Origin of the sequence: Pseudonocardia benzenivorans CB1190, assembly GCF_000196675.2 — a bacterium.
GTDB classification, from domain to species: domain Bacteria; phylum Actinomycetota; class Actinomycetes; order Mycobacteriales; family Pseudonocardiaceae; genus Pseudonocardia; species Pseudonocardia benzenivorans.
The window spans coordinates 6,768,628-6,784,274 of the sequence record NC_015312.1; the positions used below are offsets into that span (position 1 = coordinate 6,768,628).

The window sequence follows — 15,647 nt, forward strand, 5'->3', positions numbered from 1 at the left end:
AGGTGCTGTACGGCCGGGACGACGAGCAGGCCGCGCTCGCCGAGCTGCAGCAGCACGCGCTCGCCGGCCGCGGCGGGGCGTTGGTGGTGCTCGGAGCGCCGGGCGCGGGCAAGTCGGCGCTGCTGGCCGCGAGCCCGCTGGACGGGCTGCGGGTGCTGCGCACCCAGGGGGTCGAGGCGGAGTCGCCGCTGGCCTTCGCCGCCCTGCACCGGCTGCTGCGCCCGCTGCGCCACCACATGGGCCGGCTGCCCGCCCGGCAGGCCCGCGCGCTGCGCGCCGCATTCGGGGAGGAGGACGACGCACCCGACCCCTACCTGGTCTACCTCGGTGCGCTGAGCCTGGTCGCCGAGGCGGCCGCCGAGCAGCCGCTCCTGCTGGTGGTCGACGACGCGCACTGGCTCGACGACGAGACCGCCGCCGCGCTGCTGTTCGTCGCGCGCCGGCTGGCCGACGACCCGGTGGCGCTGCTGTTCGCCGCCCGCGAGCAGTCCGGGTTCGATCCCGCCGAGCTCCCGGTGCTGCCCCTGGCCGGCCTCGACCGCGCGGCCGCGTCCGCCGTCCTCGCCGAGCGCGCGGGGGCCCCGGTGCCCGACGCGGTGCTCGACGTCGTGCTCGCCCAGACCGGCGGCAATCCGCTGGCCCTCGCCGAGCTGCCGACGACGCTGGGCCCCGACCAGCTCTCCGGCGCCACCGACCTCCCGGGACTGCTGCCGTTGTCGGCCCGGGTGGAGGCGGCGTTCCTCGACCGGGCCCGCGACCTGGATCCCGACGCCGCCGCCGTCCTCCTGCTGGTCGCCGCGGACGACACCGGCGACGTGGCCGTGGTCGAGAAGGCGACGACCCGGTCCGGCCTTCCCGCGGCGGCGTTCGAGGCGGCCGAGCGGACGGGGCTGTTCACGACGGCGGCCGGCGAGATCGTGCTGCGGCACCCGCTGGTCCGGTCCGCCGTCTACGCGGGCGCGACGGCCACCGAGCGTCGTCGGGCCCACCGCGCACTCGCCGAGGTCGTCACCGACCCGCAGCGCCGGGCGTGGCACCTCGCCGCGGCCGCGGACGGCACGGACGAGACCGCCGCCGCGGCGCTGGTCGAGGCCGGCGAGCGGGCCCGCGCCCGAGGTGGGCACAGCGGGGCGGCGGCCGCGTTCGCCCGTGCCGCCGACCTGACCCCCGATCCCGCCGTCCGTGGTGCCCGGCGGGCGAAGGCCGCGCTGGCGGCGTGGCTCGCCGGGCGGCCGCAGACCGCGGCCGACCTCGCCGACCGGGCCCTGGCCGAGATCGACGACCCGGTCCTGCACGCCGAGACCCTGGCCGCCCGGGCCCGCACCGAATGGAACACCGGGTCGCTCGACGTCGGACAGCGCATGGTGCTGGAGGCGGCGCAGGGCCTCGCGGACCTCGACCCGTCCCGGGCCCGCGAGCTCGCCGTGCTCGGCGCCGGGCTCGCGACGGTGGGCGCGCACTCCGGCATCGACCCCACGACCGTCGTGCCCGGTGCCGCCCCGGACGCGCCGGCCCGCGACCGGTGCGTCGACGCGCTGCTGAACGGCCTGCACGCCATCCCCGCGGCGGACTGGGGCCGCGCCGCCCCCGCGCTGCAGACCGCGATCGGCTTCGCCCACGCGATACCGCCGGGTGACGTCGACGTCCTGCCCAACCTCGGGATCGCGGCGCTCCACCTCCAGGCCGACGACGACGCCCTGCGCCTGCACGACCGGCTGCTGGCCGACGCCCGCAGCGCGGGCGCCACGGTCATCGTGCTGTACGCGCTCACCCGGCGGGCGCTGGCCGAGGTCCCGGCGGGCCGCTGGACCGCCGCCCGCACCTCGCTGTCCGAGGCCGTGGAGATCGCGCGGGCCACCGGACGCCCCGAGCTGCAGAGCTTCCCCGAGGCCCAGCTCGCGTTGCTCGACGCGTTGTGCGGCAACGGTTCGGAGGCCGACCTCGACCGGATCGGCGAGACCGCCGCAGCCCTCTCGCTCGGGACGGTGGCGACCACCGTCCGGGACCTGCTCGACTGGGCCCGCGCGCAGCTGGCAGGCGTCCGCACCCCGACGGCGCTCGCCCGGCTCGGCCGGCTGGGCCCGAGCATGGTCGCGCGCAGCGCCGCCGTCGACCGGCTGGAGGCCGCCTCGGCCGCCGACGGCCCGCTCGCCGAGTGGACCGCCGAGCTCGAGCACTTCGCCGAGGGGACGGGTTCGGTCTGGGCCGCGGCCGTCGCCGCCCACGGCCGCGCCCTCCTCACGGGAGACACCGCCCATTTCGACCGGGCGGTCGACCTGCACGCACGGTCCACCCGGCCGTTCGACGCCGCCCGCACCCGGCTGGCCTACGGCGAACACCTCCGCCGGGCGGGCAGGCGGGTCGACGCCCGCGGGCACCTGCGCGCCGCCATGGAGGCCTTCGACGCCCTCGGCGCGCGGACCTGGTACGACCTCGCCCGGCGCGAGCTGCGCGCCTCGGGTGCGACCGCGCGCCGGCGGACCGGCGCCGAGACCGTCCGGCTGACCCCCACGGAGCTCCAGGTCGCGAAGCTCGTCGCCGAGGGGATGGCGAACCGCGACGTCGCCGCGCAGCTGTTCGTCAGCCCCCGAACCGTCGACTTCCATCTGCGCAACATCTTCACCAAGACCGGGATCAGCTCGCGCCGTGAGCTCGGCGGCCTGGCGCTGTCCTGAGCACGTCCCCCGCGCTGCCCGGGGAGGAGCGGTCGCGTCGACACGATCGTGTTCCGGACCGGGCCCGACCCTCGTACGCTGGCCGGATGCGACTCCTGGAGCGCGAGAACCTCCTCGCGGTGCTCGAGGAGGCAGCGCGCCCCGACCCGTCCGGGCCGGGTGGGGTGGGGTGGTGCTGGTCGCCGGCGACGGGGGGATCGGCAAGACCGTCCTGCTGCGCGCCTTCGCCGAGCGGACCCGGGCGCTGCCGGTGCTGTGGGGGATGCGCGACTCGCTGAGCACACCCCGGCCGTTGGGTCCGTTGCGCGACGTCGCGGGCGAGCTCGACCCTGCGCTGCCCGCCCTGCTGCGCGGCAGCGCCGCCCAGCACGAGATCTTCGCCGCGGTCCTGGAGGCGCTGCGGACGCGGCCGCGGGTCCTCGTCGTCGAGGATCTGCACTGGGCCGACGAGGCGACACTCGACCTCGTCCGGTTCCTCGCCCGCCGGATCCGCGCGCTGCCGCTCGTGCTCGTGCTCTCCTACCGGGACTCGCTCGGCGTCGACCATCCGCTGAGCGCCGTACTGGGCGATCTTGTCTCGGCCCCGGGCACGCGCAGGCTGCAGCTCGCGCCGCTCACCCGGGCCGCCGTCGCCGAGCTCGTCGAGGGCCACGGCCTCGACCCGGCCGGGGTGCACCGCCGCACCGCGGGCAACCCGTTCTTCGTCAGCCAGATCCTCGCCCAGCCGCACTCACCGCTGCCGGAGAACGTCCGGGACGCCGTGCTCGCGCGGGCCGCCGGCCTGGATCCGCAGGCCCGGCACTGCCTCGAGCTGCTCTCGTGCGCGCCCGAGCCGGTGAGCGGCGAGGTGCTCACCGCGCTGGGGATGTCGGCGGCGACGGTGGCCGGCCTCGCCGCGACCGGTCTGGTCGACCGGCGGGGGCGCGGCGTCGCGTTCCGCCACGAGATCGCCCGCTCCGCGGTGCTCGACGCGGCCGTCCCGGGCACGGAGCCGGCGCTGCACGCGGAGATGATCGCGGCGCTGGAGGCCGTCGACGGCGACGCGAGCGCGCTGGCGCACCACTCGGTCGCCGCCGGTGACGTCGAACGGGTGCTGCGCTACGCGCCGGCCGCGGCCACCGAGGCGTCGCGGTCCGGGGCGCACCGCGAGGCCGTCGCCTTCTACGAGGCCGCGCTCGCACACACCGGGCCGGAGCAGGCGGTCGTGCGGGCGGCCCTGTTGGAGAGCATCTCGCTCGACCTCTACCTGACCGACCGGTTGCGGGAGGCGATCGCGGCCAGGGAGCAGGCCCTGGAGGTGCGGCGCGAGCTGGGTGAACAGGTCGCGGTCGGCATCGGCCACACCGCGCTCGCGGGGTACGCCTGGTACGCGGCCGACCGCGCGCTCGCCGAGCGGCACGCCGAGGCCGCGATCGAGATCCTCGCGGGTGTCGACGACCGTCGCGCGTTCGGCTTCGCGCTCTCCCGCCAGGCGTTCCTCGCGGCGTGGCGCGGGGACGCGGTCGCGGCGCGGCGTTCCGGTGCGCAGGCCGCCGAGATCGCCGCCGAGCTCGGCGGGGACCCGGTGCTCAGCAGCACCGCAGCGGTCGGGATCGCGGTGGCGCGTCTCGTCGACGGCGACGTCCGCGGCCGGGCCGACCTGCTCGCCGCCACCGACGTGGGGCTGCGGCACCGGCTCGACGACCTCGCGACCACCCCGATGAGCAACCTGTGCAGCTTCGACGTCGAGCAGGGCCGCCTCGCGGTGGCCGAGGAATCGGTGGCGGACGCGCTGCGCATCAGCGAGCAGCGCGACACCCCGATCTGCACGGCGTACCAGCTGGGCGTGCGTGCCAGGCTGCGCCTGCTGCAGGGCCGGTGGGACGAGGCCGAGCAGGACGCGCGCACCGTGCTGCGCTCCTTCGACCTACCGCTCAGCCAGCTCTGGCCGCACCTGGTGCTGGCGCTGCTCCTGGCCCGGCGGGACGCTCCGGCGGCCAACCCGCACCTCGACGAGCTGTGGCGCCTGGTGCGCCGGCTCGACAGCCCCAACATGGTCGCGCCGGCCGCGGCGGCCCTGATGGAGAACGCCTGGATCACGCGCCGACCCGACGACCGGCTCCGGGACCCTCTGGTCACCGACCTGTTCACCCGGGAGTACACCGGCCGGCCGACCACCCTGTCCGCGGTGGGGCTGTGGGCACGCCGCCTGGCCGACAGCGACGTGCAGCAGTGCGGGGACGTCCCGGCCGCGGCGCCGCAGCCGGCGGATGCGGACCGGCCGTACGACCGCGCGCTGGAGCTGTGGGACGCCGGATCGACCGACGACCTGCTCGCCGCGCTCCCGCTGCTCGACGAGCTGGCGGCCAAGCCGGTCGCCGCGCTGGTCAGGGCCCGGCTGCGGGCCTCGGGGGTCAGCAGCGTCCCGCGCGGCCGGCTGCCGGCCACCCGTGCCAACCCGGCCGGGCTGACCGCCCGCCAGCTCGACGTGCTGGAACTGCTCGTCGACGGGTTGAGCAACGGCCAGATCGCGTCGCGGCTGGTGATCTCGCCGAAGACCACCGACCACCACGTGTCGGCGATCCTGGCGAAGCTCGGGGTCGGCTCCCGCGCCGAGGCGGCGGCTGCGGCCCGCCGGCTGGGCATCGCCGGCGGGCCGGCGGTCACGCGGACCTGAGTCGCGCGCCGCCCGACGTACCGCGCCCTGCCGGCGACGGCACCCACCGGGCCGTCCGCAGCAGGCTGCTCGTGTGGAGGCCGTCGTGGCCGATCCGCGCGAGGTCGCGCTCGACCTCCGTGGACCGCGGGCCGTCCACGACCACGGTCAGCGCGGCGGCCGGGCCGTCGTGCCCGAGCGCGGGCTGGATCGTCACCGGCCAGCCGCGGTCGCGCAACAGGGTGGCGAGCGGCACGCCGTCGCCGGGGACGACGACGCGGTGCTCGACCGGGTCGCCCGCGAGCCGGCCACCGACCGCCACGCCCAGGTAGACACCGATCGCGACACCGATCGCGTAGCCGGCGATGTTCGCGGGCCGGTCGAGGTTGGTGACCACCTGACCGAGCGCGACGACCTGGATGACGGCGTTGAGCGCCCCGAGCGCCGCGGCCGCCCGTTTTCGTCCGCGCGCCGCCACCGTCATCCGGACCTGCCACACACCCACCTCGAGAACGACCAGCACGGCGATGAGCACCGGCTGACCTACCGTGGTCCACATGTCGATCTCCTCCCCCCGCCGCGGGCGGGGTCAGCCGACCCTGCGGGCGGTGTGGATGCGGTACTCCCACGGCAGGACCGTTCCGGACGTGCCCCGGTCGAAGCGGGTGGCGACCGCGGCCAGGTCCCGGTCCAGCGCCGCGACCTCGTCGGGGTCGGCGCCGAGCGCACGGTAGGTCGCGATGGTGGGCCCGTCGACGGTCTTCCAGTGGTCGCGCCAGGTCTGCGGGGTCGGGAACCGGTCGACGCGGAGCACCCCCGGCGTCGCCGCGACGTCGGTGACGCGGTCGCCGAGCAGCCTGCGGACGTAGCGGTCGTCGCCCCACCGGACCGGGGAGAGCGCACCCGTCGGCGGCGGCGCGGCGTAGGGCCCCAGCGCGCGGAACATCTCTCCGACGAACCCGTCGCTCGTCCAGTTCAGCAGGGCGATCGTGCCACCGGGGCGGCACGCCCTGACCAGCTCGTCCACGGCCTGTTGATGGTGCGGCGCGAACATCGCGGGGCCGAGCTCCGCGATCAGCTCGGCCGCGACCCGGGGGTAGTCACCGAGCGCCCACATGGCGCGGTGGCGCGCCTTGAGGGCGCGGTCGTCGATCGTGTCGGTCGTCGTCGGGGTCGTCGTCGGGGTCGTCGTCGGGGTCATCGTCGTTCTCCTCGGCTCGGTCGACCCGTCGTGGCGCGGGTCGCGATGTCCGGGACGCTAGGAGCGCCGACCCCGGGGTTCGTCGGGAAGGACACCCCCATCTCGTCGGGGACCACCCATGCCGGGAGGGGTTCCCGGGCCGGGGGTAGGGACCCGGCCCGGACGTAGGTGGTCCGCGACGAAGGATGGGGAGATCCTCCGACGTGGCCGCGGGGGTCGCGCTCCTACCGTTCTGGTCGTGAGCGGCGATGGTCGCCACAGCGACGGTCGCCGCTCACGGCTGGACCATCCGGCCTGCTCACGAACCCACCCGACACCCAGAGGACGGAGCCCGTCATGCCCACCTTCCTGATCGAGCGCAACATCCCCGGCGCCGCACAGCTCACGCGCGAGCAGCCGCGCGACATCGCCCGCACGTCCAATGCGGTCGTGGACGGTCTGGACACCGACTACACGTGGAACTTCAGCTACGTGGCCGGCGACAAGATCTACTGCGTGCACGAGGCCGAGGACGCCGAGACCGTGCGGGAGCACGCGCGACGCGGGGGCTTCCCGGCGGACGTCGTCGTCGAGATCGCCGACCGGTTCGGGCCGGCGACGGCGACGGAGTGACGGCGCGGATGCCGGGACCGGTCACCCGACGTGTGACCGGACCCGGCCCTGCCGTCCGTGCGCGGCCTGCGGCCGAGGACTCACCACGCGACCTCGGCACCGACCGGCCGGTGGTCGCTGCCGGTCGACGGCAGCACCCACGACGCCTGCGCCGTCACACCACGGACCAGGATCTGGTCGGACCGCACGACGGGGAACGCCGACGGCCACGTGAAGCCGAACCCCTGTCCGGCGGCCTCCTGGGCCGGTCGCAGCCGTGAGGTGAGGCCGGCGAACGCGCGGTCGTCCATTGTGCCGTTCAGGTCCCCGAGCAGCACCACCCGCTGGTCGGGCTCGGCGGCGACGGCCTCGGCGAGCGTCTGTACACCGGCGTTGCGGCTCTCCGTCCAGAAGCCGTTGCGGGGGAACACCCGCACCGACCCGAGATGCGCGACGTACACGGCGAGCGGGCCGTGGTCCGTGGTCACCGTGGCGCGCAGCGCCCGGGTCGTGTCCATGGCGACGTCGACCGGCCGCACGTCCGACAGCGGCAGCCTGCTCCACAGTCCGACCGTGCCCTGCACCGTGTGGAACGGGTACGCCGCCGCCAGCTCGTGCTCGTAGGTGGGGAGCGCCTTCGGGGTCAGCTCCTCGAGTGCCAGCAGGTCCGCGCCCGAGGAGACCAGGTCACGGGCCGTGCCGGCCGCGTCCGTGTTGGCGGCGTCGACGTTGTGCGTGACGACCCGAAGACCACCGCCCGGGTGCGACTTGTCGATCAGCAACCCGCCGAAGAGGCTCAGCCACACGACGACCGGGAGCAGCAGGGCGACGCCGGCGGCGGCGGATCGGGCGCGCAGCGCCCCGATCGCCAGCAGGGGCACGAAGAGCCCGAACCACGGCAGGAACGTCTCCACCAGGCTGCCGAGGTTCCCCACCCGGTTCGGCACCCACGCGTGCAGCATGAGCACGAGACCCAGCAGCAGCGCGAGCGTCGCGACGACCCGGCCGCGTCGCCACGTCCCGCCGGCGCTGCGTGTGAGGACGGCGGTCATTCCCGCATCCTCGGGTCGTCCGTGGGGTCGGCGTAGAGCGGCGGGCAGCCACTGTGGACGGCGGCGGGACGCAGCTCGAAGTGCCACGGCTCGTTGCGATAGACCCGGCACAGCCCGTACCCGGCGCCGTGCGCGGACAGCCATGCCGCGGACTCGGCCGGGCCGATGTCGACGGCGTCGCCCGACACGTGCGGCGAGGTGTCCGCGGTGGCGACCCACCGCGCGGCCTCCCGTTCGGAACCGTACGTGGCGACGGCCTCGCGCAGCAGCTGCTCCTGGTACCGCGGTGAACGCCAGCCGCTGTTGACGGAGAACCCGATCCCGCTGCGCCCGGCGTCCGCCGCCGCCCGCCGGACGGACGCGAGCAGCCCCGGATCGAGCCTCGCGACCGCCGGTACGTCGTCGAAGATCGTCGTGCCGTCGGGGACGACGCCGTCGTCCTCGTCGGCGGCCGCGTCCGGAGGGGACCCGCGCGGGACGTCGGCCACGGGGCCGGTGGCACGCGACGGTCGCGCGGACGCATCGGACGCGGCGCCGTCGGTCACGACCAGCGACACGACACCGAGGACGACCACCACGACGACGAGGATGGCCGCGGTGACGGTCCCCGGCCGGGGTGGGCGCTCGGATGTTCGTGCGGGTCCGGGGTAGGTCATGCCTCCAGGCAAGACCGCGTCGTGTTGCCGGCGCGTATCCGGATCTCGATATGCCGACGATACGTCCCGGCTCGTAGCATCGGGATCTTGTGCGCGTACTGATCGTCGAGGACGAGCCCCTGCTGGCCGAGGCCATCCGCGACGGTCTGCGCCTGGAGGCGATAGCCGGTGACATCGCGGGGGACGGCGACACCGCCCTGGAGCTGCTCAGCGTCAACGCCTACGACATCGCGGTCCTCGACCGCGACGTCCCCGGCCGCTCCGGCGACGAGGTCGCCGCGCACATCGTCGCCTCCGGGAGCGGCACGCCCATCCTGATGCTCACCGCCGCCGACCGGCTCGACGACAAGGCCAGCGGCTTCGGCCTCGGTGCCGACGACTACCTCACGAAGCCGTTCCACCTGCGTGAGCTCGTGCTCCGGCTCCGGGCGCTCGACCGCAGGCGCACGCGCAGCAGGCCGCCCGTGCGGGAGGTCGCCGGGCTGCGGTTGGACCCGTTCCGGCGCGAGGTCTTCCGCGACGGTCGCTACGTGGCGCTCACGCGCAAGCAGTTCGCCGTGCTCGAGGTCCTCGTCTCCGCCGACGGCGGCGTCGTCAGCGCGGAGGAGCTGCTGGAGCGGGCGTGGGACGAGAACGCCGACCCGTTCACCAACGCCGTCCGCATCACCGTCTCGGCGCTGCGCAAGCGCCTCGGCGACCCGCCGATCATCGCCACGGTCACGGGCGTCGGCTACCGGATCGGGACCGAGCGCAGCTTGCCGGAGCGAGCAGACGACACCGAGCGCAGCTTGCCGGAGCGAGCAGACGACACCCGGAGCTGAGGGGACGCGGTATGCAGAGGACGCCGGGACTCAGCGTTCGTCTGAAGCTCACCCTGAGCTACGCGGCGTTCCTCGTGCTCGCGGGTGTCCTGCTCCTCGGGGTGGTGTGGATCTTCCTGCTGCGGGACGTCCGCCTCCGCTTCCTCGTGCCCAACCTCGACAACCTGCCGCGGATCATCGAGCCCGCCAGCTTCGGTCCCGCGGTCTTCGGCACCGCGGCGGCCGCGGTCATGGCGTTCCTGCTGGTCTTCGGCCTCGTCGGTGGGTGGGTGCTCGCCGGCCGCATGCTGGCCCCGCTCAACCGGATCACCGAGGCCACCCGCGCGGTGGCGCGCGGATCGCTCTCGCACCGGATCCGGCTACCGGGCCGCAGCGACGAGTTCCGCGACCTCGCCGACGCGTTCGACGCGATGGTCGCGCAGCTCGACGCGCACGTCGCCGAACAGCGACGGTTCGCGGCCAACGCCTCCCACGAGCTGCGCACCCCGCTGGCGATCACCCAGACGCTCCTCGACGTGGCCCGCAAGGACCCGGACCACGACACGGGTCTGCTCGTCGACCGGCTGCACGCCGTCAACGCACGGGCCATCGACCTCACCGAGGCACTGCTCGTCCTGAGCCGAGCCGACCAGCGGTCCTTCGACGACGAACCCCTCGACCTGTCGCTCGTCGCGGAGGAAGCCGTCGAGACGCTCCTGCCCCTCGCCGACGAGCGTGGCGTCACCGTCACCGCCGACGCCGCGGCCGCCCCGACGACGGGCTCCCCCGCGCTCCTGCTGCAGCTGACGACGAACCTCGTCCACAACGCGATCGTCCACAACCTGCCCGCCCACGGCAGCGTGCAGGTCGTGACCCGCGCCGAGCCCGACGGGGTGACGCTCACCGTGGAGAACACCGGCGACAGGCTCGCCCCCGACCTGGTGTCCACTCTCACCGAGCCGTTCCAACGCGGCACCGAACGCGTCCGCGCCGACCACCCGGGCGTCGGTCTCGGCCTCGCGATCGCCAGGAGCATCTGCGACGCGCACGGCGGCACGCTCACGCTCGTCCCGTTGGCCGCCGGCGGGCTGCGCGTCGCGGTACGGCTACCCGCGAGGGCCGCGTGATCCCGTGACGACGGCGCCCGGGACCGCTGCCGGTCACCCGGGCCGCACGGGGTCCCCGCCCGTCGCCGACGGGGCGGTGCGCCGCGTGCGCCGCGTGCGGCGCGGGCTACCGAGTTTCCGGCTTCCGCCAGAAGGTGGCCAGCTGCGTGGCCGCCCCGGCCAGCCCGAGTGTCGCCGCGAGCGCGGCCGCCCGTCCGCCGCCGACCCGCCGGTCGAGGCCGACGGCATGGTCGACGCTGAGCCGTCCCGGCCCGATCCCGGCCAGTGCGACGGCACCCGCGGCGAGGTTCGTGACGTACTCCCAGCCCTCGGCGGTGATGAAGAAGCCGTTGCGCGCGTGCACGCTGCGCGCCGCGACGGCCATCGTCCCGACGACGGCAGCAGCCGCGAGCGGCGTCGCCGCGCCCGCGAGGAGCAGCGCACCGGACCCGATCTCCACGGCCGCGCTGGCGCGCGCCTGCAGCGCGGGGTTCCGGAAGCCGATCGACCCGAACCACCGTGCGGTGCCCTCGAGGCTGGTCCCGTGCTTGTACCCGTGGGCGATCATGGTCCCGCCGATCGCCACCCGCAACACCGCGCTCGCGACGTCGCCACCCACAGCACGCACATGCCCAGCGCCCATCGAAGTCCTCACGCTCTCGTCGTCCGCCCGGTCGGGCGAAAGATCCATGTTGTCAGGACCTCCACCACCGGACGACCGGGTTCGTCGCGAGCGTCACACCGCGTGGTCGGACCGGACGGGCGCGTGCGCGCAGCAACGGGCCGGTGGACCGTGGTCACGCGGCCGAGCGGTCGGGCCCGGGTGCTCGACGTCGGCCCAGGTGAGCGACGCGCACCGCTCGCGCGCCCCCGAAGCTCACGTGGCCGTCGGCGGGCTCCCCTCGGCAGCATCGGCCCGGCGGCGGGCGACGACGTACTTCACCGCTTCCGTCGCCAGGAACGCGGTGACCACGGCGATCAGGACCGGCGCGGTCTGCAGCGCGCCGATCTGTGTCACGAACGCGGTGAGCAGCACCATCGAGAACGGGGCCGGTGCGAGTGCACCCGGCACGGCCGCGAGCAGGCACGTGAAGGTCAGGCCCAGCGGCATGCCCGGCAGCACCTCGTGGACGAGGACCCCGGCGGTTCCGCCGATGAACAACGCCGGGAAGATCGGCCCCCCGATGAACCCGCTCGCCTGGCTCACCGCGAACGTGAACTGCTTGGCGAGGACCAGGACGATCAGCAGCCCGATGCCCAGGGTCCCCGCACCGTCGAGCACGGTCCCGAGCTGGTCGCTGCCGGTGAACATCGTCAGCGGCAGGATCACACCGACGACCCCGAAGAGGGTCCCGCCGAGCGTGGTCCGGACGACGCCGGGGAGCTTCACCGTCTCGAACACCCGCGAGACCAGCTGCATGATCGCCACCAGCAGCGCAACGACGACCACCGCGAACAGGCCCAGCGCGACCCCGGCCAGCAGCTGCCAGTCCTCGTACCCGTACTGCGGCACCCGGTAGGCGTCCAGGAACACCGCACCGGCGATGGCGAAGTAGACGCCGAACGAGACGCTCGACGCGACGATCTGCCCGACGAGTGCCTTGCCGAACCGCTGCCCACCGGGGCGGGCGAGCTCCATGATGAACATGACCACGATGACCGTGCTGGAGAACAGCCCGCCGTAGGCTCCTGCGAACCCGGACAGGGTGTTGAGCTGCGAGTCCTCGTCGTTGAGCCGGCGTCGCCGGGAGATCCAGCTCCCCGCCCCGCCCCCGATGGTGCCGAGGGCCTTCTCCGGGCCCAGGCTCGCCCCGCCGATCAGCGACACGGCCGAGACGAGCGTGACCCCCGGTACCAGTCGCGGGTCGACCTTCCCCTCCTGCAGGTCGGTGATCAGACCGGGGAGCTGCTCGGGCAGCCGCAGTAGCCGGCGCAGCACGCCGACGACCAGCCCGGCCGCCGCGGTGACCCCCACCCACCACCAGTGGCCCCCGAACCAGCCGTGATTCGAATCGTCGTACCAGCGCCCCCCGAGATCGATCACACCCATGAACACGAGGCTGACGAACGCACCGAAGACGCCGAGCGCGATTCCGTATCCCACGAGGACCCAGAACTCGCGATTCTGGGTGAACGGCGGCGCCGGCACGGAATCAGACATCGCACTCATCGCGGACCTTACCCGATGTCATCGCGCTCGGCTCCTTCGGCGTCGGTCAGATTCCCGGGCGGGCCCTTGTCGGCACCGGACGTTTTCCGGCAGCCCCGGAATGGTGCAGTCGACTTTCGGTCGGCTGCCCGCGGCCACAAGAGTGGGTCGACACGCGGACGGAGGGCTCACCCGGTGCGGGTGATGCGTCTCACGACGGCTCTGGTGACGGTCGAACGTCCTTCGGAGAAGAGCCACGGGGAGGCGGCCGGACGTGCTCGCGACGTCGCTCGACCCCCTCGCGATCACGGCCCTCGACCCGCTCGGATGGGCCCGCGCGCAGATGGCGCTCACCCTGATGTTCCACATCGTCCTGGTGCCGCTCGGGGTGTCGTGGGCGTTCATGACGCTGATCGCGAACTACCGGGCCCTCAAGCACCACGACCGGGACGCGCTGATGCTGGCGCAGCGCTGGTCGAAGTACATGGCGGTCACCTTCGCGGTGGGTGCGGTCACCGGTACGGTGCTGAGCTTCGAATTCGGCCTCCTGTGGCCGCGGTTCATGGACCAGTGGGGCGAGGCCTTCGGCGTCCCCTTCGCGTTCGAGGGAATCTTCTTCTTCACCGAAGCGATCTTCATCGCCATCTACATCTACGGATGGCGGCGCCTCACCCCGTGGACACATTTCTGGTCGGGCGTTCCCATTGTCGTCGCCGGGATATTCGGCAGCATTTCGGTGGTCGCCGCCAACGCGTGGATGAATGCGCCGGCCGGCTTCACGACGGGCTCCGACGGAAGCGTCGTCGCGGTGGACCCGGTGCGGGTGATCTTCAACGACTCCATGCCGCTGCAGGCCGCGCACATGCTCGTCGCGGCCTACCTCGTCGGGGGATTCCTCGTCGCGTCCGTGTACGCCACGGCCATGCTGCGGGGCCGCACCGACCGGTACCACCGGTCGGCCTTCCTCATCTCGTTCAGCGTCGCGGCCGTCGCCGCACCGATCCAGATGGGCGTCGGCGACTCGCTCGCCCGCTGGGTGTACGACAACCAGCCGGTCAAGTTCGCGGCGATCGAACTGGTACCCACCACCAGCAGCGACGTCCCCGAGACGCTCCTCGGCCGGCTCGACGCGGACGGAACGGTCAGCGGCGGCATCCCGATCCCCGGGCTGGCGTCGTGGCTGTCGGACCCGAGCACCGGGCGTGCGACCGTGGTGCAGGGGCTGGACACCGTGCCCCCCGACGCGCGACCGACCGTCGGCCAGGTCAACATCGTCCACCTGAGCTGGGACGTCATGGTGGGGCTGGGGACGCTGCTCTTCCTGCTGGCCGCCTGGTACGGCCTGACCTGGCTCTTCCGGCGCCGAATGCCGAGGAGCCGGTTGTTCCTGGTCGCGGCGGCCACGTCGGGTGTGCTCGCCGTGATCGCGATGGAAGCCGGCTGGATCGTGACCGAGGTCGGCCGCCAACCGTGGATCGTCTACGGGCTGATGAAGGTCGAGGACGCCGTCACGGGCAACACGGGGGTCTGGCTCTCGTTCATCGTGATCGCCCTCGTGTACCTCGCGGTGGGCATCACCACCGTCCTCGTGCTGCGCGCGATGAGCAGACGGTTCCGCAGGGCGGGTGGCTTCGTCGACCACGACGCGCCGTACGCACCGAGCGAACCGCCGACGCCCTCGGTGCCCGAGCAGGAGGAGGTCCGGTGAGCACCGCGGTCGCCGTGGTGCTGCTGGTGGCGGTGATCGCCTACGCGGTGCTGGGCGGCGCGGACTTCGGGGCCGGTTTCTGGGACCTGACGGCGGGCGGCCCGCAGCGCGGCGCGCGTCCGCGCGACCTCGTCGAGCGCGCGATCGGGCCCGTCTGGGAGGCCAACCACGTCTGGTTGATCTTCATTCTGGTCATCCTGTGGACGTCGTTCCCGGAGGCCTACGCCTCGATCACCCTGACCCTGTTCGTCCCGATGATGATCGCGGCCCTCGGCATCGTGCTGCGGGGAGCGAGCTTCGCGTTCCGCAAGACGGTCGTCGCCCTGCGATACCGGCGCATCTTCGGTGCGGCGTTCGCCGCCTCGTCGGTACTGGTCCCGTACTGCATGGGGGCGATCGTGGGCGGTATCGCGTCCGGACGGGTACCGGCCGGAGGCGTCGCGGGCGATCCCGCGCGCAGCTGGATCAACCCGACGTCCGTGGTGGGTGGGGTGCTGGCCGTGGCCGCGGCGGCGTACCTGGCCGCGGTCTACCTGGTACAGGACGCCCGGAGGCTGGACGAGCCGGACATGGCTCAGCACTTCCGCCGCCGGGCGCTCGTGTCGGCGGTCGCGGTGGCGGTGATCGCCGCGGCCGGGGCGTTCGTGCTCCGGGCCGACGCCGGCCACCTGTTCGACGGCCTGACGTCGCGCGCCCTGCCCGCGGTGATCGTCAGCGGCGTCTGCGGCGTCGGCGCCCTCGTCCTGCTGCATCGGGACGCCTCCCGCGGCGCCCGCGCACTCGGCGTCGTCGCGGTGGCCGCCGCCGTCGCCGCATGGGGTCTCGCGCAGTCGCCGTACGTCCTGCCCGAGAGCCTGACGTTTTCCGCGGCGGCGGCTCCGACCGGCACGCTGACCGCGGTGCTGGTGGCCGCGGTGCTCGCCGTCGTCGTCGTGGTGCCCGGTTTCGTGCTGCTGTTCGTCCTCGACCGGCGCGGCCTCCTGCCCGCCGAGGGACTCGAGGACGAGGCCGACGACGTCCTGGAAGAGCGCCCCCGCCAACGGACCCACTCGTCCGGTCACGACGGCGCATGAT

At 74.1% G+C, this 15,647-nt stretch carries 13 protein-coding genes; 7 read left to right on the forward strand and 6 right to left on the reverse strand.

The window, feature by feature from the left end; translation table 11 throughout:
* Positions 1 to 2 precede the first annotated feature (2 nt).
* Entirely contained in the window at positions 3 to 2,675 is a 2,673-nt protein-coding gene (locus PSED_RS32110; protein WP_013678381.1) for a helix-turn-helix transcriptional regulator, read from the forward strand.
* Positions 2,647 to 5,331, forward strand: a complete 2,685-nt coding sequence (locus tag PSED_RS35425; RefSeq protein ID WP_083845359.1) for a helix-turn-helix transcriptional regulator — start codon at positions 2,647 to 2,649, stop codon at positions 5,329 to 5,331. Before PSED_RS32110 ends, PSED_RS35425 begins: the two co-directional genes overlap by 29 nt.
* Here the strand turns inward: PSED_RS35425 and PSED_RS32125 are convergent.
* Both PSED_RS32125 and PSED_RS32130 read right to left on the reverse strand, forming a co-directional pair.
* The gene (locus PSED_RS32125; protein ID WP_013678382.1) at positions 5,318 to 5,869 is read right to left on the reverse strand and encodes a DUF5698 domain-containing protein; all 552 of its coding nucleotides are present in this window, start codon (positions 5,867 to 5,869) and stop codon (positions 5,318 to 5,320) included. The two genes, PSED_RS35425 and PSED_RS32125, sit on opposite strands and share 14 nt — an antisense overlap.
* Positions 5,870 to 5,899: 30 nt before the next feature.
* Positions 5,900 to 6,511: a hypothetical protein gene (locus PSED_RS32130; protein ID WP_013678383.1), complete on the reverse strand. Its 612-nt coding sequence runs from the start codon at positions 6,509 to 6,511 to the stop codon at positions 5,900 to 5,902.
* Between the two features lie 336 nt (positions 6,512 to 6,847).
* Between PSED_RS32130 and PSED_RS32135 the strand changes: the two genes are divergently transcribed.
* On the forward strand, positions 6,848 to 7,123 hold the full coding sequence (locus PSED_RS32135) for a DUF4242 domain-containing protein (RefSeq protein WP_013678384.1): 276 nt from the start codon (positions 6,848 to 6,850) through the stop codon (positions 7,121 to 7,123).
* 80 nt (positions 7,124 to 7,203) lie between these two features.
* On the opposite strand, the gene PSED_RS32140 is transcribed toward PSED_RS32135, so the two are convergent.
* Positions 7,204 to 8,154, reverse strand: a complete 951-nt coding sequence (locus PSED_RS32140; protein ID WP_013678385.1) for an endonuclease/exonuclease/phosphatase family protein — start codon at positions 8,152 to 8,154, stop codon at positions 7,204 to 7,206.
* On the reverse strand, positions 8,151 to 8,810 hold the full coding sequence (locus PSED_RS32145; RefSeq protein WP_013678386.1) for a M15 family metallopeptidase: 660 nt from the start codon (positions 8,808 to 8,810) through the stop codon (positions 8,151 to 8,153). Before PSED_RS32145 ends, PSED_RS32140 begins: the two co-directional genes overlap by 4 nt.
* A gap of 89 nt (positions 8,811 to 8,899) precedes the next feature.
* Between PSED_RS32145 and PSED_RS32150 the strand changes: the two genes are divergently transcribed.
* Positions 8,900 to 9,631, forward strand: a complete 732-nt coding sequence (locus PSED_RS32150; protein WP_013678387.1) for a response regulator transcription factor — start codon at positions 8,900 to 8,902, stop codon at positions 9,629 to 9,631.
* 11 nt (positions 9,632 to 9,642) lie between these two features.
* Positions 9,643 to 10,737 (forward strand): sensor histidine kinase, encoded by a 1,095-nt coding sequence (locus PSED_RS32155; RefSeq protein ID WP_013678388.1) that lies wholly within the window; start codon positions 9,643 to 9,645, stop codon positions 10,735 to 10,737.
* Between the two features lie 106 nt (positions 10,738 to 10,843).
* On the opposite strand, the gene PSED_RS32160 is transcribed toward PSED_RS32155, so the two are convergent.
* Together PSED_RS32160 and PSED_RS32165 are read right to left on the reverse strand one after the other, a co-directional pair.
* A complete protein-coding gene (locus PSED_RS32160) occupies positions 10,844 to 11,359 on the reverse strand; it encodes a DoxX family protein (RefSeq protein ID WP_041760184.1) in 516 nt (171 codons plus the stop codon).
* 234 nt (positions 11,360 to 11,593) lie between these two features.
* Entirely contained in the window at positions 11,594 to 12,877 is a 1,284-nt protein-coding gene (locus tag PSED_RS32165) for a chloride channel protein (protein WP_158511351.1), read from the reverse strand.
* A gap of 262 nt (positions 12,878 to 13,139) precedes the next feature.
* Between PSED_RS32165 and PSED_RS32170 the strand changes: the two genes are divergently transcribed.
* Positions 13,140 to 14,573: a cytochrome ubiquinol oxidase subunit I gene (locus tag PSED_RS32170; RefSeq protein WP_013678391.1), complete on the forward strand. Its 1,434-nt coding sequence runs from the start codon at positions 13,140 to 13,142 to the stop codon at positions 14,571 to 14,573.
* Positions 14,570 to 15,646: a cytochrome d ubiquinol oxidase subunit II gene (locus PSED_RS32175; RefSeq protein ID WP_013678392.1), complete on the forward strand. Its 1,077-nt coding sequence runs from the start codon at positions 14,570 to 14,572 to the stop codon at positions 15,644 to 15,646. Before PSED_RS32170 ends, PSED_RS32175 begins: the two co-directional genes overlap by 4 nt.
* Position 15,647: the final 1 nt, after the last annotated feature.